This window comes from Sphingomonas changnyeongensis (assembly GCF_009913435.1).
Classification (GTDB): domain Bacteria; phylum Pseudomonadota; class Alphaproteobacteria; order Sphingomonadales; family Sphingomonadaceae; genus Sphingomonas_B; species Sphingomonas_B changnyeongensis.
On record NZ_CP047895.1, the window covers coordinates 2,211,140 to 2,227,762 of the forward strand.

Consider the following 16,623-nt stretch of genomic DNA (forward strand, 5'->3'; position numbering starts at 1 on the left):
TTGCCAGCCCAAAAATGCATTTTTCTGTCATGACTTTGCAAGAATCCCCCTTGACGGTGATGCCAATGCATATGATGAACTGCATCTGGTCCCATATTGGTAGCTTATTGGAAATGTCCAAAGGCCGCCGTCAACGGGAGGGGGAAATGATGACCAAGCATAATCACCTGTTCAGCGCGGCCAGCCTGGCGGCGATCTTGATTGCCGGCACGCCCGGCGCGGTCCTTGCAGCATCACCGGACGCTGCAGCGGATGTGGCAGCGGCCGACCCGGCTCAGACGGCCGCAGCCCAGAACAGCGGCAGCCAGAACAGCGGCGGCCAGAATGGCGACGAGATCGTCGTCCAGGGCTTTCGCAGCTCGATCGCCCAGTCGCTCCAGGCCAAAAGACTGACCGACATGGTTGCCGATGTGCTGTCGGCCGAGGATATCGGCAAATTCCCCGACAAGAATGTCGCCGAAGCACTGCAGCGCGTGCCAGGCATCGTCATCAACCGCGAGTTTGGCGAAGGCGAGCGCGTATCTCTGCGCGGCACCGCGCCGAACCTGACCAAGACGCTGGTCAACGGCCATGGCATCGCCACCGCAGACTGGTTCATCCTCGACCAGCTGTCGGCGACGCGCTCGTTCAACTATCTGACGCTGCCGTCGGAAATCGTCGGCAAGCTGGAAGTGTTCAAAAGCCCGCAGGCCGATATCGAAGAAGGCGGCATCGGCGGCACGATCAACGTCAATACCCGCCGCCCGCTCGATCTCGACCGCTGGACGGTCTCGGCCTCGGCACAGGCTGTCTATACCGAGCGTTCGGGCAAGGTCGATCCGCAGGCCTCGGGCATGGTCAGCTGGAAAAATGCTGACGAAACGTTCGGCATCCTGCTGGGCGCGGTCTATCAGAAGCGCCAGATCCGCCGCGACGGTGTGGAAGTGCTCGGCTATCAGGACGTGACGGTCGGCGGCCAGACGGCGCAGATCCCAGCACTCATCGGCTCGGCACTGTTCCAGCAGACCCGTGAACGCTATGGCGGCAACATCGAGCTGCAGTTCAAGCCGTCCGACGATCTGGAGATCATCGCGACCGGGCTTTATTCGCGCTTCAACGCCGACAATGTGAACGCCAACTATCTCGCCTGGACATCGAACGCGCTGGGCGGCGGCGGCACGCTTACCAACCCGACCGTCGCCAACGGCACCGTCGTCCGCGGCACCGTGACCTCGACGCCCGGCGGCCGCGCCGCCGTGTACGACGTGATCGACCGCGATGCCTTTGCCGACACCTGGTCGGGCGATCTGGACGTGACCTGGCAGGTCGGCGACAGCGCGCGACTGCACCTGAAGGGCGGCTACACCAAGGCCAAGGGCGCGACCAACTCCCAGCCCTTTTACGAAGGTGCGGCGCCCGGGGCCTTCACCTTCGACATCACCGGCCGCGTGCCCCAGGTGCGCTTTACCGGCATCGATCCCAACCGGCCGTCGGACCTGATCTTCGACTTCGCGTCGCTGCACAAGATCGACAATATCGACGAGGAAACCTATTTCTACGCCGACCTTGAAAAAGACGTCGACTGGGGCCCGATCACGGCGCTCAAGTTCGGCGGCAAATATACCGACCATCTGCGCGAGGCGCGGTTCCTAGCGACCACGTTCGGCGGCTTCTTCATCCCGCTGAGCACGCGGGGCTGTGGCGGAGCGCCCTGCACCTCGGCCAGCTTTGCCGGCGGCAGCCTGCCGGATGATTTCCTCGCCAACATAGCCCTGCCCGGCACGCTCACCAGCTATTTCGCGGTCGACCGGGGCAAGCTGCGCTCGATCCTCAACGGCCAGCCGGCCTCGGTGCGCGAGCGGGTGATCAACCCGCCGGAGAATTATTCGATCACCGAGCGCACCTATGGCGGCTATGTGATGGCCAAGATCGGCGGCGAGGGTGAAAAGGTCCGCGGGAACTTTGGCGTGCGCATCATCCGCACCGACCAGATTTCGCGCGGCAATCTGCTCGGCGTGCCGGCCAACACGCCGGGTGCGATCGCCAATCCGTTCGGCACCTATCTGCCCGTCGAGATCAACCAGTCCTATACCGACATCCTGCCGAGCGCGAACCTGGCGTTCGACGTCAGCCCGACCGTCGTCGTCCGCGTCGCGGCGGGCCGCACGGTCACGCGGCCCGACTATACCGACATCGTCCCGCGCGTCAGCCTCAACCCCGGCGCGCTCACCGGCGACGGCGGTGATCCCAATGTCCGTCCCTATCGCGCCAATGGTGCGGACCTGAGCATCGAATGGTATCCGGACCGCGACACCATCGTCGCCGCCGCGCTTTATTACCGCGACATCCAGTCCTACATCGTCAACCGCACGGTGCAGGAGCGCTTCCCGGTGCAGACCGGCACGCCCAACCTGTCGCGATGCACGCTGATCAATGCCGGCCAGCAGCTCTATAACTGCCTGTTCGACATCAACCGCCGCTCGAACGGCGCGGGCGGCACCAACAAGGGCTTCGAACTGCAGGTGTCGCGGCCGATCTGGGGCGGCTTCGGCGCGGTGGTCAACTATACCTATTCAGATGCCCAGTCTGAATCGGGTGATCCGATCCCCGGCAACTCCAAGCATGCGCTCAACCTGACCGGCTATTACGAGAATGACCGGCTGTCGGCGCGCCTGTCCTACAACTATCGCTCGGCCTTCTTCATCAACATCGACCGCGCCTCGCCGCTCAACCAGGCGGCTACCGACACGCTTGACGCCTCGATCAGCTACAAGCTGACCGACAATGTCTCGCTGACGGCCGATGCGGTCAACCTGACCAACACCAAGATTTTCCAATATGCCGGAACCACCGACCGGTTCCGCGCCCTGTATGACAATGGGCGGATCTTCTATGCCGGGGTGCGCGTCCGCTACTGAGGCCCCCAATGCCCGGTCCCATGATCCGTCCGGTCGCCAAGGCCGTGGTCGCCGCCCTGATCGGGCTGGCGGCCCCGGCGGCGGCGCAATCTCTCCACCTGCTGCCGCAACCGGCCCGGATCCGGGTCGATGGCGGCAGTTTTTTTGTCTCCGCATCGACCCCGCTGACCGGCGATGCCGATGCGGCGGCGGCCTTTGCCGATCTGATGCGGCGCACGACGGGCATCGCGCCCGTGATCCGTGCCAACGGTGCCGGCAGCCCGGCGATCAGGTTCCGCCGCGATCCGGCGCTGCAACCCGAGGCTTACCGCGTGGTTGCCACGCCGCGCGGCGTGACCGTGACGGGCGGCGACCGCGCCGGGCTGTATTACGGGGCCGTCACCCTGTGGCAGCTGGCGACCCGGCCGGGCCGCACCGGCGAGCTGCCGGCGGTCCGGATCGACGACCAGCCGCGCTTCGGCTGGCGCGGCATGATGCTCGATTCCGCCCGCCACCCCCAGTCGCCGGCATTCATCCGTCGCTTCATCGAATGGATGGCGGTCAACAAGCTCAACCGGTTTCACTGGCATCTGGTCGACGATCAGGGCTGGCGGCTGGAGATCCGCAAATATCCGCGGCTGACCGCGATCGGCGGCACCCGCCTGCCCGCGACAGCTCCGGGTGCACCGCCGCTGCCGCCGGTCACCGGCCATTACACGCAGGATGATGTGCGCGACATTGTCGCCTTCGCCGCCGCGCGGGGCGTGACCGTGGTGCCCGAGATCGAGCTGCCCGGCCATGCGCTGTCGGCGCTGCGCGCCTATCCCGAACTGGGCATGGGCGTGACCCCGCCGCCGGGCATCGAATCCCATTGGGGCGTGTTCCCCTGGCTCTATGCGCCTGATGAACGGACGATCGCCTTTCTGGAGGATGTGTTCGCCGAGGTGATCGCGCTGTTCCCATCGCGCGAGATCCATGTCGGCGGGGACGAGGCGATCAAGGACCAGTGGCGCGCAGATCCGCGCGTGCAGGCGCGGATCCGCGAACTGGGCGTCGGCGACGAAGCGGGGCTGCAGAACTGGATGATCGGCCGCATCGGCCAGTATCTGGCCCGCCATGGCCGCAGGCTAATCGGCTGGGACGAGATTCTGGACGCGCCCCTGCCCGGCGATGCCATCGTGATGTCGTGGCGCGGGCGCGAAGGTGCCGAACAGGCGGCGGCGCGCGGGCATGACACGATCCTGGCCGCAGCACCCGCTTTGTATTTCGACCATCGCCAGGGCGAGGGCCCGGCCGAGCCGCCGGGGCGCGGCAGGGTGCAGGATCTGGCGAGCGTGATTGCCGTGAAGCCGCTGGGCGACCGGCCGGGCAGGGCGCTGCTCAGGCATCTGCGCGGGCTGCAGGGGCAGGTGTGGACCGAACATGTCCGCACCGAGGACCGGGTGGCGTGGATGGCATTTCCGCGCGCGCTGGCGGTTGCCGAAATCGGCTGGGCGGGCGCGGCCGACTATCCTGACTTTCTTGCGCGGCTGGCTCCCCAGCTTGGCCGCATGACGCCGCTCGGCCTTGTGGCTGCCGATACCGCCTTTCGGGACGCAGCCGGCGGCGCTGTGCCCTCCACGCCGGACCGGGTGTCGAGCACCGCCCTGCGCAGCTGCACAGGGCGGCTGCCGCTCTATCTGGAGGATGACTATCCGGCAGCAGGCGAGCGGGCGCGGTTCCTGATCGACATTCTGGATCCCTGCTGGCGGTGGGACGATGCGCCGACAAACGGCGCCCACGCGATTGCCGTGCATGTCGGGCAGCTGCCGTTCAACTTTCAGGTCGGGGGTGATCGTGACACCATCCGCTTCCGCCCGCCCGCGACGCCAGCCGGCGAGATCGAGGTGCGCACCGGCAGCTGCGACGGCGAACCGGTCGCCCGCCTGCCGCTCCAGCCCGCGACCGGCAATCCGGGCGTGACGATCCTGACCGCGCCGCTGCCGCCGCTGCAGGACAAGGCGACGCTGTGCCTGACCTACACCGCCTGGGGGCCAGACCCGCTCTGGGCGATCGAGCAAGTGAGACTGATCAAGTGACACCTTTTCTCGCGCCGCTTGGCGGCTGGCTGATGCCGCTGCACGAGGTTGCCGATCCGGTCTTTGCCAGCGGGTCGATGGGGCCGGGCATCGCGATCGACCCGCTTGACGGCCTGGTCACGGCCCCACTCGCGGGAACGGTGGTAGCAGTCGCCCGCACCGGCCATTCAGTGACCATCGCGGCCGGGGACGGGACGACGATCCTCATCCATATCGGCCTCGACACGGTGGCGTTGGGCGGGGCCGGTTTTACTCCGCAAGTGGCGGAAGGGGCGCAGGTCGCGCCCGGCGATCCGCTGATCTGCTTCGACCTCGACCATGTCGCCCGCGCTGCGCGGTCGGTCGTCACGCCGATCGTCGTGATTGGCGAGGGCGACCGGATGCTGATCGACCAGAACGCCAGGCTGGTGACCGCTGGTGCTGCGATCGGCCATGTCGTGCCGGGTGCACCGCCCCCCGCTTCTCCAGCCGTCCCCGCAGCACCGGCAAGGCCGGCCGCCAGACGTGAGCTGGTGCTGGCAATGGCCAACGGCATTCATGCCCGCCCGTCGGCGCGGATCGTTGCCGCGCTCCGCCCCTATGCCGCCGATGTCGCGATCCTGACGGGCGCGCGGCGGGCAAGCGCGCGCAGCACGGTGGCGCTGCTGACCTTGGCCGCGCGGCACGGCGACCGGCTGACCATCGAGGCGCATGGCCCCGATGCCGAGGCGGCAGCCGATGCGCTGTTCGCGCTCATCGACAGCGGCATGGGCGAAGCCGCCGATCATCCGCCGCCGGTCCGCGCCCATGCTCCGCCCCCGGCGATGGGCGCATCGCAGCGCGCGGGCGACCTGATCCTGGGCGTCACGGGAGCCCCGGGGCTGGCAATCGGGGTCGCCGCAAAGTTCCGCCGCGCCGAGCTTGCCGTGCCCGAAACCGGTGGTCCTGCCCCCGAAGAACGCGCCGCACTCGACCGCGCCCGCGCCGCCGTTGCCGCCCGGCTTGACACACATGGACACGGCCCGATGGCCGACATTGCCGCCGCGCACCGCGCGCTGGTCGACGATCCAGAACTCGCCGACGCTGCCGGAAAATCCATCGATGCGGGGGCGAGCGCAGCCTTTGCCTGGCGGCGCGCGGTGCGCGACTGTCAGGCGGCGCTGGCGGCAACCGGCGACGCCCTGCTGATCGAGCGGATCGACGATCTGGCCGATATCGAGCGGCAGGTGATCGCCGAACTGGTCTGCGCGGGAACGGCGCACGCGCCCCTGCCCTCAGCAGCCCCCCCGCACTCAGCCGTCCCCCTGCCCCGCGCAGCCATCCTGATTGCCGATGATCTGCTGCCCAGCGAGTTTCAGGCGCTCGACACCGGCCGTCTCGCCGGTATCGCGCTGGCGCGGGGCGGCCCGACCTCGCATGTCGCGATCCTGGCCGCTGCGGCGGGCGTGCCGATGCTCGTCGCGCTCGGGCCGGATGTGCTCGCGATCGCCGATGGCCAGCCGCTCATTCTCGATGCCGATGCCGGGCTGGACACCGCACCCGACGAGCTGCGGCTTGACGCCGCGGCCCAGCGGCTGGCGGCCGCGCGCGCGGCGCGGGCTGAGGCACTGGCCGAGGCGCATCGTCCGGCGATGACGCGCGACGGCACCCATATCGAGGTGTTCGCCAATCTCGGCTCGGCCGCCGAAGCGGGGCGCGCAGTGGCGGGCGGGGCGGAAGGCTGCGGGCTGCTGCGCACCGAGTTCCTGTTTCTTGACCGCGCCGACGCGCCGGGCGAGGCGGAACAGGCGCGCATCTATGGCGAGATCGCCGCCGCACTGGCCGACCGGCCGCTGATCGTGCGCACCTTCGACATTGGCGGCGACAAGCCCGCCCCCTATCTGCCGATGGCGACCGAGGACAATCCTGCGCTGGGCTTGCGCGGCGTGCGTCTCAACCTGGCGCGGCAGGATCTGCTCGACACCCAGCTGCGCGCGATCCTTGCCGGGGTGCCGGCGCCCCAGCGGCGGATCATGGTGCCGATGGTGATCGAACCCGCCGAACTTGCCGCGGTGCGCGACCGGCTGCGCGCGGCCGAGCGGACGCTGGGTATCGACCGCCCCACGCCGCTTGGCGTGATGGTCGAGACCCCGGCGGCGGCACTGGGGGCCGATGCCATTGCGCGCGAGGCCGATTTCCTGTCGATCGGGAGCAACGACCTTACCCAATATGCCCTTGCGTGCGACCGGGGAAATCCGGCGACCGCCGCGCGGGTCGATGCGCTTCACCCGGCGGTGCTGCGCCTGATCGCGCTTGCAGCCGAGGGCGCGGCCCGGCACGGTCGCTGGATCGGCGTGTGCGGTGGCATCGCGTCCGATCCGCTCGCCACACCGCTGCTGATCGGGCTGGGCGTGACCGAGCTGTCGGTTGCCATCGACCAGATCGCGCCGGTCAAGGCGCGGCTGCGCATGCTCGACCTGCCCGCCTGCCGCGATCTCGCGCGCACGGCGCTCTGCCTGCCCGATGCCCGCGCCGTGCGCGCCCTTGCCCAGGAGTTTGCCCGATGAGCGCCGTCCTCGCCCGTCTGCAGCCGCTTGGCCGTGCGCTGATGTTGCCGATCGCGGTGCTGCCCGTCGCCGGGCTGCTGCTTCGCCTCGGACAGCCCGATCTGCTCGACCTGACGTTCATCGCCGCCGCCGGCAATGCGATTTTTGGCCATCTCGGGCTGCTGTTCGGCATCGGGGTCGCCATCGGACTGGCGCGCGAAAACCATGGCGCGGCAGGGCTGGCCGGAGCGGTCGCCTATCTGGTCGCGACCGAAGGCGCGAAGGCGCTGCTCGCCGTGCCGCCAGGACTTGGCGCGGGGTTGGGCAGCGACGTCCGCGCCGCGCTGACCAGTGCTTGGCGCGACGGCCAGATCGCCCGGCTCAGCGTGCCGGCAGGGATCGTCTCCGGGCTGATCGCGGGGCAGCTGTATAACCGCTACGCCGATATCCGGATGCCCGATTATCTGGCGTTTTTCGGCGGGCGGCGGTTCGTGCCGATCGCGGCCGGGCTGGCGGGACTGGGCGTCGCGCTTGTCTTTGGCATGGGGTTTCCACTGCTGTCGGCCGGGGTCGATATGCTCAGCCGCCGGGCGGTCGAGGCCGGGCCTGCGGGTTTGTTCGCCTATGGCGCGCTCAACCGGCTGCTGATCGTTACCGGGCTGCATCATATCCTCAACAACATCGCCTGGTTCATCCTGGGCGACTTCGGCGGCGCGACCGGCGACCTTAAGCGTTTCTTCGCCGGCGATCCCGCGGCCGGCGCGTTCATGAGCGGCTTTTTCCCGGTGATGATGTTCGGCCTGCCCGCCGCCTGTCTTGCGATGTACCGCGCCGCCCATGCCAGCCAGCGCCGCGCGGTCGGCGGCATGCTGCTCAGCCTGGGGGCAACCAGCTTCCTGACCGGGGTGACCGAGCCGATCGAGTTCAGCTTCATGTTCCTCGCCCCTGCGCTTTACGCGCTGCACGCGATCCTGACCGGGCTGTCGATGGCGCTGATGGATGCGCTGGGCGTGCGGCTGGGCTTCGGCTTTTCCGCCGGGCTGTTCGATTATCTGCTGAGCTTTGGCCTCGCGACCCGGCCCCTCATGCTGCTGCCGGTCGGGGCGGCATATGCGCTTGTCTATTATGCCGCATTCAGCTGGTGCATCCGCCGGTTCGACCTGAAAACGCCCGGCCGCGATCCCGCTGACGATGTGTCAGCAACCATCGATGCGGATAGCGATGCGGACATGGCGCTGCCGGTCGCCGCGCGCTTTGCCGCAGCGCTTGGCGGGCCGGGGAATCTCAGCGCGATCGACGCCTGCACGACCAGGCTAAGGCTGCGCGTCGCCGATCAGGCATTGGTCGATGAGGCGGCACTCAGGCGGCTGGGCGCGCGTGGCGTGTTCCGCCCCGGTGGCGATGCGCTGCAGGTCGTGATCGGCCCGACCGCCGACCGGCTGGCGGGCGAGATCCGCCAGATTGCAGCCGAGACCGCCCCGGCGGAGATGCCGGACGCGCCGCTGGACGCCCGGACTGTTCCCGTCCCTCTCCCGGCTGGCCTGCGATCCGCCATCGATGCGCATGCGCTGGCGGCATGGCTGCGCCCGCTCACCACCGCCGATATCACCGCGCGCGACACAAGGCTTGTGCTGGAGTGCGCCGGTCCGGTCGATGATCTGCTCGCCCGGCCGGAAGCCATGGCCGAACTGCACCGCCTGGGTATTCGCGGCGCGACGATGGCGGGCGGCAGCCTGCACCTGATCGTCGGGCCAGGCGCAGGCGATCTGGCCGCTCGGCTCGCTCCCATGATCAGGGGCTGACCATGATCGGCACGGCCGGTCAGCGACCGGTGACGGCGTCCGCCAGCGCCGGGGCCGGCTCAACCAGCAGCCCGGCCAGTCGTTTGAGCCCACGATGGATATTGACCTTGACCAGTGACTGCGACTGGCCGGTCTGTGCCGATGCCTCGATGATCGACAGGCCGTTCATCTTGACCAGCCGGATCGCCTCGGCCTGGGCGGGGCGCAGCCCGCCCAGCAACCGCCCGACGACATGGCAGCTGACAATGTCGATCTCGTGGCTCGGGGTGGTCGGTTCGGCATCCAGGGCAGTTTGCTCACGCTCCATCATCCGCAGCCGGTCGACCCATTTGAACCGGGCGATCGCCGCCAGCCAGGGGTGAAAGGGCAGCGTGATGTCAAAATCATGCCGGCGATTGTGCACGGCAATCAGCGTTTCCTGCACCGCATCGTCGACATGGATCGCCGGCAGCCGCCGGGCGAAATAGCGGCACAGCCAGGGACGCAGCTCGCCAAGCAGCCGGTCATAGGCGCGCCGGTCGCCAGCCCTGCCCCGTGCCATCAGGTCGGACCAGCGCATGTCGGCGGGATTGCGCGCGCCCCCTTTCCCCCGTCCGGGGACCTTGATCGCCGCCGGGCCCCCGCCGCGCCGCTCGGGGTCACGGTCGAGCAATCGGCCCGAGTTGCTGCCCGTTACGGCATTGTTCCCGTTCATGCCATCGTTCCTCCCCACACCCTGCGACCAGTCTGCCGGGGGCGGATCGGGGGGCACAGCCATCGGAGGCGCATGTTTTCGATAGGAGAACGCTATCGCCGCGATCAGGATCAAAAATGATACCAGCTGCGCAACGGGTCTTGTCGCGCCGTGCCGCTTTGTTATCCTACGCCTATGGAAATGCATCAGATCCGGTATTTCCTGACAGCGGCGCGGCTGCTCAATTTCACCCGGGCGGCGGAGGAATGCCGTGTCGCCCAGCCATCGCTCACCCGCGCGATCCAGAAGCTCGAGGACGAGCTGGGCGGGCCGCTGTTCCGGCGCGAACGGGCGCGCACCCATCTGACCGAACTTGGCCGGCTGATGCTGCCGCACCTGACGCGCACCTATGAAGCCGCCGAGGCGGCAAAGACGCTGGCGCGCGGCTTTGGCAAGGGACAGGTCGCGCCGCTCAATCTGGGCGTCTGCGCGCTCGTCGGATCGGCAACACTCGATGCGGTGCTCGGCGATCTGGCGCAGGCGATGCCGGGGCTGCAGCTGAACGTCGTCGGCGGCACCAGCCGGGAGCTGATCGCCCAGGCGCTGGCCGGTACGCTTGATCTGATGATCGTCGAAGCTCCTGCCGACGCGCCCGAACGGTTCGAAGCCTGGCGGCTGTTCAGCCATGATTACCGGATGGTCGTCCGATCGGGACATATCCATGCCGGCCGCAACCGCGTCACGCTCGCGGAGCTGGCCGGCGAGCCGCTGATCGACCATGACTGCGAGGGTGTCGCGGCGCTCCGCGCGCGGGCGGAGATTGTCGGCCTTGATCTCGGCTTCCGCCACATGGCGCGCGACGGCATGCAGCTCCGGCGGCTGATCGCGGCGGGGCTTGGCACCGGCTTCATGCCCGATCCCGGCGAGCCGGGCATGCACGGCCTGAGCGTCGAAGGCGCGGAGATTTCCGCCGATGTCGTGCTGGCGGGGATTTCGGGGCGACGCCGCAGCCTTGCGGCCGACAGCTTCGTCCGCGCCAGCCGGGCACGCGCCTGGACGAACGCCGCCGGCTAACAGTTTGCCGCCGGGCTGACCCGCCCGGAGACCCGGAGAACAGCGAGAGACCTGAGCAACAGAACGGCCGATCCGATGCATCGGATCGGATGCCGCGCTAGATCCGGTCGAGCATGCCCAGCACCATCGCCGGTTCCGCACGGCGGCGGAAATCGGGATCGACAAAGGCGAAGCGGACGATCCCCGCCCGGTCGAGCAGGAAGGTGGCCGGGATCGGCAGCAGCCGCCCGCTGCCACCGGTCAGCGCGACCAGATCGTCGCCGCCCCGCGCATAATCGGCCACCAGCTCCGGCGGCAGAGCGATGGCCAGCCCGAGCGCAAGGCACAGGCCGAGATCGACATCGCACAGGCCAAGCGCCCCGGCACGCGCGGCGATCGCCCCGGCGCGTCCATCCAGTTCGGGCGATATGGTGACCAGCCGCGCGCCCGCCGCTGCCAGATGCGGCCCCGCCTCCGCCCAGCCCTGACTCTCGACCCGGCACCATGGGCACCACAGCCCGCGGTGAAAGCTCAGGACAAGCGCATCCTGCCCGGCAAGCAGCTCGGCAAGGCTGTGGAACCGCCCGGTCGCATCGGGCAGGGCAAAGCCCGGAAACGCCTGGCCGACGCGCGGCGCGCGGCGCCCGGCCCCGCGCGCGACCATGCCGGCAATGAGCGCATCATAGGCCGCAGCATAAGGGGCAAGGCGGGCAGCTTCGGCGGCAAGAGATGGGGCAATCGGCAGCATATGTGCAGCAAGGATAATGCGCCCCGTGGGGCGATGGCCAGCACCGCCATCGCGGGCGCGATGCCCGCCCGGCCCGGCCGGCCCGTGTAACGCCGCGCCCGCCCGGTGCGAATGACCGGGCATGTCTGCACTGCATCACCCTGCCGACCCGGTCGTCATCATCGGCGGCGGCTTTGCCGGGCTGGCCGCCGCCCGGATGCTCGGCCAGGCGGGCGTCGCCACGATCCTTGTCGACCGTCAGAACCATCACCTGTTCCAGCCCCTGCTGTATCAGGTCGCGACGGCCGGTCTGTCACCGGCCGACATCGCCGCGCCGATCCGCACGATCCTGCGCCGCTGGCCGACGGTCAGCGTGGTGATGGACGAGGTGACCGGCATCGACCGGGCGCGCCGCGCCGTCCGGCTGGCGAGCGGTGCCGGGCTGGAGTTCAGCACGCTCATTGTCGCGACCGGCGCGCGCCATGGCTATTTCGGCCAGCCGGGCTGGGCCGCACATGCGCCGGGCATCAAGACCATCGACGATGCGATCCGGCTGCGTCATCAGCTGCTGCTCGCGCTTGAGCGGGCCGAGACGATGCGCGCCGAATCCCGCGAAACCCGCGCCGAGCATCTGACCTTTGTCGTTGTCGGCGGCGGGCCGACCGGGGTCGAGCTGGCCGGTGCGATCGCCGAACTCGCCCGTCATGCGGCGGAGCGCGATTTTCCCCACATCACCCGCCGCTGCGTCCGCGTGCTGCTGGTCGATGGCGGCGCGCGGTTGCTGCAGGCCTTTCCGCCATCGCTGTCCGATGCTGCGGCCCGCTCGCTCAACGCCCTGGGCGTCGACGTGCGCCTGAACGCCAAGGTCACGGGGATATCGGCGGGCATGATCATGATCGGCGCGGAACAGATCAAGGCGGCGGTTATCGCGTGGGCGGCCGGGGTCGCGGCCTCGCCCGCCGCAACATGGCTGGGGGCGGCGGCAGATCCCGGGGGACGTGTGCTCACCGGGCCTGACCTCGCCTTGCCCGATGATCCCGACATTTTCGTGATTGGTGACACCGCCGCCGTGCCCGGCCCCGATGGCCGGCCGGTTCCCGGCCTCGCCCCGGCCGCGACCCAGATGGGCCGGCATGTCGGTCAGACGATCATCGCCCGGCGCAGCGGTCGGCCGGCCCCGGCCTTCCGCTACCGCCACGCCGGGAGCCTCGCGACCATCGGCCGGTCGCGCGCGGTCGCTGATCTGGGGCGCGCACGGTTGAGCGGGCATTTCGCCTGGCTGCTGTGGTGCGCCGTGCATGTGTGGGCGCTGGCGGGCTTTCGCAACCGCCTCATCGTGGGCACCAACTGGCTGTGGAGCTATCTGACGTTCGACCGGGCGGCGCGGATCATCACCCAGCGGCCGGACCTGCCCGCATGATCATCGCCCTGCTCTGCCTGATCGCTGCCTTTGTCGTCGGGTTCGCGGCCCATCGCGGCGGCACCTGCGGCGTCGTCGCCATGACCCAGTGGCTCGACCGGCGCGATGCGCGGCTGATCATCGGCTTTGCAACCGCAATGGCAGCGGCGACGGTCATCTGTCTGCCCGCCGCGTGGCTGCTGGGTGTGGGTGACCATCTGCCGGGCAGCACCCCCGTCGGTCCGGCGCTGATCGGCGGAGGCGTGCTGCTCGGCATCGGCGCGTTCGTGAACGGGGCGTGCCTGATCGGGTCGCTCTGGCGGCTGGGCAATGGCGAGGCTCATCTGGTGGCGCTGCCGCTGGGGGTGGCGATCGGCGATGCGCTGGGGGCCGGGCTTGGCTGGCGGGTGGTGCCGCCACCGGGACCGTTCGCCGAACCGGGCAGCGCCGGACTGATGCTGGTCACCGCAGGCGGGCTGATGCTCGCCGCAACCGCGATCTGGCTGATGTCCCGGCCCGGCGGCACGCGGCTGTTCGGGTTGATGACCGCGATGGGGCTGGCGGGCGGGCTGCTGTTCGTCGCCCTGCCCGGCTGGACCTGGGTCGATGTCGAGCGCGAGACGCTGGACGGGCTGATCGCGGGGATGGCCCGTCCGCCGGGTCAGGCGGGGCTGGCGATGATCGCGACGCTGGGCGGTGCGCTGACCTCGGGCTGGCTGACCGGCCGGCTTCGCCTGTGCTGGAATGGCTGGGAGGCCACCGGGCGCAGCATCATCGGCGGTGCGCTGATGATGATGGGCGCACGGCTGCTGCCGGGCGGCAATGATGCATTGCTGCTGGGCGCAGCACCCGCGGGCGCGGCCAGCGCGCTCATCGGATTTGCCGTGATGAACCTGGCAGTGCTTGGCTGTGCGGCAATCGTGCGGATCAGGCGCGCGGGACGACCAGCCCGATCCTGAGCCAGCCCGCAAGCCAGCGGCCGATTGCTCCCGCGTCCGCCCCGCATCGCTCGCAGGCCGCGCCAAAGGCGGTGCCGGCGGCCAGCAGCGCCAGCAGCCGCGCCTCGCCCGCCGGCAGGCGGCGGAACACCGGCTCGAGCCGGTCGCGCGCGACAAGCAGCGTGACGCCTTCGCCAAGCAGCCGGGGGTCACCGGCCGTTCGGGCACCGCCGCCCAGATCTCATCGGCATTGGTCGTAACCGGCAGCAACGCTGCGCCGGGTGCAAGCATGAGAGACAGCCGGTCCCACTCCAGCCCGGGCACCCGCGCCCAGTCGTCCGAGCCCGGATCGGCGGCCGAAAACGCGCATCTGAGCGCCCAGTCGATTGCCGCAATCTCGCCGATTTCGGGATCGGCGGCACAGGTCCGGGCCAGATATTCGGCAAAATCGGCCCCGTAATCGGCCAGCGTCCAGCTGCAGGACGGCGTCAGCGCGATGTAATCGAGCGCCAATGCCGTAAAACTTTCCCCGCCCAGCCAGTGCAGCGTCTTGGGATGATTGTCGGCCAGCGCATCGACCAGCATCGCGCGCGCGGCATGGGCATGAACGGCAAGCCCCGCGGGCGCCCGCACCAGATCCCTAAGGCCAGACAGATCGCCGGCGATCAGCCCGGCCTGAAAGCGGCGCTGCAGCGCGGCAAGGCCGGTCATGGCCGGTCCGCCATTGCGGGCATGGCCATGGGGTCGGGCAGCCGCGCCCGGTCAAGCTCGGCCAGCAGCTCGCCGAGCGGCGGGATCTCGTCATCGCGCTCGATCATCACCGCGACCGGCCCGGCACGGCGACGGACCTCGGCATAAAGCGCCCAGACCGGCTCGGGCACCGGATGATCATGGGTGTCGATCAGCAGGCCGTCCGGCCCCTGGCTCGGCCCGGCCAGATGAAGCTGGCGGACCGCAGCCCAAGGCAGCCCGTCCAGCCAGTCGGCGGGATCAAACCCGTGATTATGCGCGGACACATGGATGTTGTTCACGTCGAGCAACAGCCCGCAGCCGGTCATGCGGACGAGCGCTGCAAGAAATGCCCATTCGGGCATCTCATTGTCGGCAAAGACAAGATAGGTCGACGGATTTTCGATCAGCAGCGCACGGCCAAGCAGATCCTGCGCGCGCTGGATGTTGGCGGCAACAATGCCCAGCGCTTCGGCCGTATAGGGCAGTGGCAGCAGATCATGGCTGCTGATGCCGCCAATCCCCGTCCATGCCAGATGATCCGAAATCCAGATCGGCTCGATCTCGTCAGCCAGCCTTTTCAGCCGGACGAGATAGGCCGGATCGGGACCGTCGACCGAGCCGAGCGACATGGAGACCCCGTGCAACGCGACCTGATGGTGCCGCCGCACGGCGCGCAGCACATGCGCCGGCCGGCCGCCATCGACCATGAAGTTTTCCGAAATCACCTCGACGAAATCGACCGGCACCCGACCGGCCATGAACGCATCATGGTGCGGACGCCGAAGGCCCAGCCCGTAAAGCGGGGCGGCAAGTTCGGGACATGCAAGGGGTGCGGGCATTTGCCTCGCCTTCCGAAATGCGCCGGCTCGGCCGGGCCGGACGGTTGAGGGGCCGGCAGGTGCCGGCCGGGCTGGACGGTTGAGGGGCCGGCAGGCGCCGGCCGGATAGGACGGTTGGGGGGGCCGGCAGGTGCCGCCCCCCGGGCCAGTCATGTCCGCCGCCGGCTGCGGCCCGGCCAAGGCTTTACTTTTCGGTCAGCCGGCCGCCGGCGGCCTTGCACGCCTTGACCGTCAGCGCCTTGAAACCCTGGCCCTTGCAGGAGTTCTGCCCCTTGCACGAGCTGCTGGCCGTCGCGCAGTCCGACGATCCCTTGCAGCTGTTGATGCCATAGCAATGGACGACTTTGTCCTCGTCGGCCGCCTTGTGCTGGCTCTGGGCGGACGCGGCCCCGGCCAGCGCCACGGTGGCGGCGGCGGTGGCAATGGTGATGCGGGTGGCAAGCATGTTCATCTCCTCGAATCGGCCCGGCGGGCCATCGGTTTCGCGCCGCGCCCCGTTGGCGGACCCGGCATCTGTCTGTTCGGCCCGGTCACGCCACCGGTTACACGCCGCACGTCGCCACGACCGGTCCGGCGCGGGCATGTAACCGGATCGCCGCCCGGCCCGGACAAGGGGTGGTGCCGACGCTCTTGCCCCGCCTCTCCCCGTCGGTTCCACGCAGCCGCCCGCTTTGCCGGGCGGCTGCGTCACGGCCTGGCGAGCGGCGGATGACAGGGTGTCCCGATGACGATTGACCGTTCCCAGCTGATCCTGCCGGTGCTGGCCGCCGCCCTTGCCGCAAGCGCGGCGCAGGCTGCGCCTGACAAGCCCAAGATGGAAAAATGCTATGGCGTGGCCAAGGCCGGCCAGAATGACTGTGCGGCCGGTGCCGGCACCAGCTGCGCGGGCACGTCCAAGGTCGATTACCAGAAAAATGCCTGGAAGCTGGTGCCTGCCGGCACCTGCACCAAGATCAAGACGCCGAAGGGCTCGGGCTCGCTCACCCCGGCCTGAGACCCGCA

General features: G+C 69.2%; 13 protein-coding genes and 1 pseudogene. 8 read left to right on the top strand and 6 right to left on the bottom strand.

Translation table 11 applies throughout. The annotated features are described in order from the left end of the window. Positions 1-146: 146 nt before the first annotated feature. From GVO57_RS10910 to nagE, 4 genes are read left to right on the top strand one after another with little or no spacing between them, the layout of a single operon-like run. On the top strand, positions 147-2,897 hold the full coding sequence (locus GVO57_RS10910; RefSeq protein WP_233281345.1) for a TonB-dependent receptor: 2,751 nt from the start codon (positions 147-149) through the stop codon (positions 2,895-2,897). 20 nt (positions 2,898-2,917) lie between these two features. Further along, positions 2,918-4,954: a family 20 glycosylhydrolase gene (locus GVO57_RS10915; protein WP_160593160.1), complete on the top strand. Its 2,037-nt coding sequence runs from the start codon at positions 2,918-2,920 to the stop codon at positions 4,952-4,954. Continuing rightward, positions 4,951-7,479 (top strand): phosphoenolpyruvate--protein phosphotransferase, encoded by a 2,529-nt coding sequence (gene ptsP, locus GVO57_RS10920; protein ID WP_327785517.1) that lies wholly within the window; start codon positions 4,951-4,953, stop codon positions 7,477-7,479. The genes GVO57_RS10915 and ptsP overlap by 4 nt, the downstream gene beginning before the upstream one ends. Then, a complete protein-coding gene (gene nagE / locus GVO57_RS10925) occupies positions 7,476-9,260 on the top strand; it encodes an N-acetylglucosamine-specific PTS transporter subunit IIBC (protein WP_160593161.1) in 1,785 nt (594 codons plus the stop codon). The genes ptsP and nagE overlap by 4 nt, the downstream gene beginning before the upstream one ends. Before the next feature lie 19 nt (positions 9,261-9,279). Here nagE and GVO57_RS10930 read toward each other — a convergent pair whose 3' ends face one another. Next, entirely contained in the window at positions 9,280-9,954 is a 675-nt protein-coding gene (locus GVO57_RS10930; protein ID WP_233281346.1) for a sigma-70 family RNA polymerase sigma factor, read from the bottom strand. Positions 9,955-10,128: 174 nt separating this feature from the next. Between GVO57_RS10930 and GVO57_RS10935 the strand changes: the two genes are divergently transcribed. Beyond that, on the top strand, positions 10,129-11,007 hold the full coding sequence (locus tag GVO57_RS10935) for a LysR family transcriptional regulator (RefSeq protein WP_160593162.1): 879 nt from the start codon (positions 10,129-10,131) through the stop codon (positions 11,005-11,007). 97 nt (positions 11,008-11,104) lie between these two features. Here GVO57_RS10935 and GVO57_RS10940 read toward each other — a convergent pair whose 3' ends face one another. After that, entirely contained in the window at positions 11,105-11,734 is a 630-nt protein-coding gene (locus GVO57_RS10940; RefSeq protein ID WP_160593163.1) for a redoxin domain-containing protein, read from the bottom strand. 121 nt (positions 11,735-11,855) lie between these two features. Here GVO57_RS10940 and GVO57_RS10945 point away from each other — a divergent pair, with 121 nt between their 5' ends. Both GVO57_RS10945 and GVO57_RS15065 read left to right on the top strand, forming a co-directional pair. After that, on the top strand, positions 11,856-13,133 hold the full coding sequence (locus GVO57_RS10945; RefSeq protein ID WP_160593164.1) for an NAD(P)/FAD-dependent oxidoreductase: 1,278 nt from the start codon (positions 11,856-11,858) through the stop codon (positions 13,131-13,133). Continuing rightward, positions 13,130-14,071 (top strand): YeeE/YedE thiosulfate transporter family protein, encoded by a 942-nt coding sequence (locus tag GVO57_RS15065; RefSeq protein ID WP_233281347.1) that lies wholly within the window; start codon positions 13,130-13,132, stop codon positions 14,069-14,071. Before GVO57_RS10945 ends, GVO57_RS15065 begins: the two co-directional genes overlap by 4 nt. Here GVO57_RS15065 and GVO57_RS15070 read toward each other — a convergent pair. From GVO57_RS15070 to bufA2, 4 genes and pseudogenes are all read right to left on the bottom strand, one after another. Further along, positions 14,040-14,201 (bottom strand): hypothetical protein, encoded by a 162-nt coding sequence (locus GVO57_RS15070; RefSeq protein ID WP_233281348.1) that lies wholly within the window; start codon positions 14,199-14,201, stop codon positions 14,040-14,042. The two genes, GVO57_RS15065 and GVO57_RS15070, sit on opposite strands and share 32 nt — an antisense overlap. Before the next feature lie 341 nt (positions 14,202-14,542). Next, positions 14,543-14,761 (bottom strand): annotated as a pseudogene (locus GVO57_RS15640) (HvfC/BufC N-terminal domain-containing protein); the annotation flags it as partial. Next, positions 14,758-15,621 carry an MNIO family bufferin maturase gene (gene bufB / locus GVO57_RS10955; RefSeq protein WP_160593165.1) on the bottom strand — a complete coding sequence of 288 codons (864 nt, stop codon included), beginning with the start codon at positions 15,619-15,621 and terminating at the stop codon, positions 14,758-14,760. The pseudogene GVO57_RS15640 and the gene bufB, both read right to left, overlap by 4 nt. Before the next feature lie 184 nt (positions 15,622-15,805). Then, a complete protein-coding gene (gene bufA2 / locus GVO57_RS10960; protein ID WP_201752634.1) occupies positions 15,806-16,072 on the bottom strand; it encodes a BufA2 family periplasmic bufferin-type metallophore in 267 nt (88 codons plus the stop codon). Between the two features lie 273 nt (positions 16,073-16,345). Here bufA2 and GVO57_RS10965 point away from each other — a divergent pair, with 273 nt between their 5' ends. Beyond that, positions 16,346-16,615, top strand: a complete 270-nt coding sequence (locus GVO57_RS10965; protein ID WP_160593166.1) for a BufA1 family periplasmic bufferin-type metallophore — start codon at positions 16,346-16,348, stop codon at positions 16,613-16,615. Positions 16,616-16,623 lie beyond the last annotated feature (8 nt).

What these genes read in the sequence shown, in the direction of transcription:
- GVO57_RS10930 (WP_233281346.1), bottom strand. Translation starts at nt 9,954, where the DNA reads ATGAACGGGAACAATGCCGTAACGGGCAGCAACTCGGGCCGATTGCTC.
- GVO57_RS10940 (WP_160593163.1), bottom strand. Translation starts at nt 11,734, where the DNA reads ATGCTGCCGATTGCCCCATCTCTTGCCGCCGAAGCTGCCCGCCTTGCC.
- GVO57_RS10910 (WP_233281345.1), top strand. Translation starts at nt 147, where the DNA reads ATGATGACCAAGCATAATCACCTGTTCAGCGCGGCCAGCCTGGCGGCG.
- GVO57_RS10915 (WP_160593160.1), top strand. Translation starts at nt 2,918, where the DNA reads ATGATCCGTCCGGTCGCCAAGGCCGTGGTCGCCGCCCTGATCGGGCTG.
- bufA2 (WP_201752634.1), bottom strand. Translation starts at nt 16,072, where the DNA reads ATGAACATGCTTGCCACCCGCATCACCATTGCCACCGCCGCCGCCACC.
- nagE (WP_160593161.1), top strand. Translation starts at nt 7,476, where the DNA reads ATGAGCGCCGTCCTCGCCCGTCTGCAGCCGCTTGGCCGTGCGCTGATG.
- bufB (WP_160593165.1), bottom strand. Translation starts at nt 15,621, where the DNA reads ATGCCCGCACCCCTTGCATGTCCCGAACTTGCCGCCCCGCTTTACGGG.
- GVO57_RS10935 (WP_160593162.1), top strand. Translation starts at nt 10,129, where the DNA reads ATGGAAATGCATCAGATCCGGTATTTCCTGACAGCGGCGCGGCTGCTC.
- GVO57_RS10945 (WP_160593164.1), top strand. Translation starts at nt 11,856, where the DNA reads ATGTCTGCACTGCATCACCCTGCCGACCCGGTCGTCATCATCGGCGGC.
- GVO57_RS10965 (WP_160593166.1), top strand. Translation starts at nt 16,346, where the DNA reads ATGACGATTGACCGTTCCCAGCTGATCCTGCCGGTGCTGGCCGCCGCC.
- GVO57_RS15065 (WP_233281347.1), top strand. Translation starts at nt 13,130, where the DNA reads ATGATCATCGCCCTGCTCTGCCTGATCGCTGCCTTTGTCGTCGGGTTC.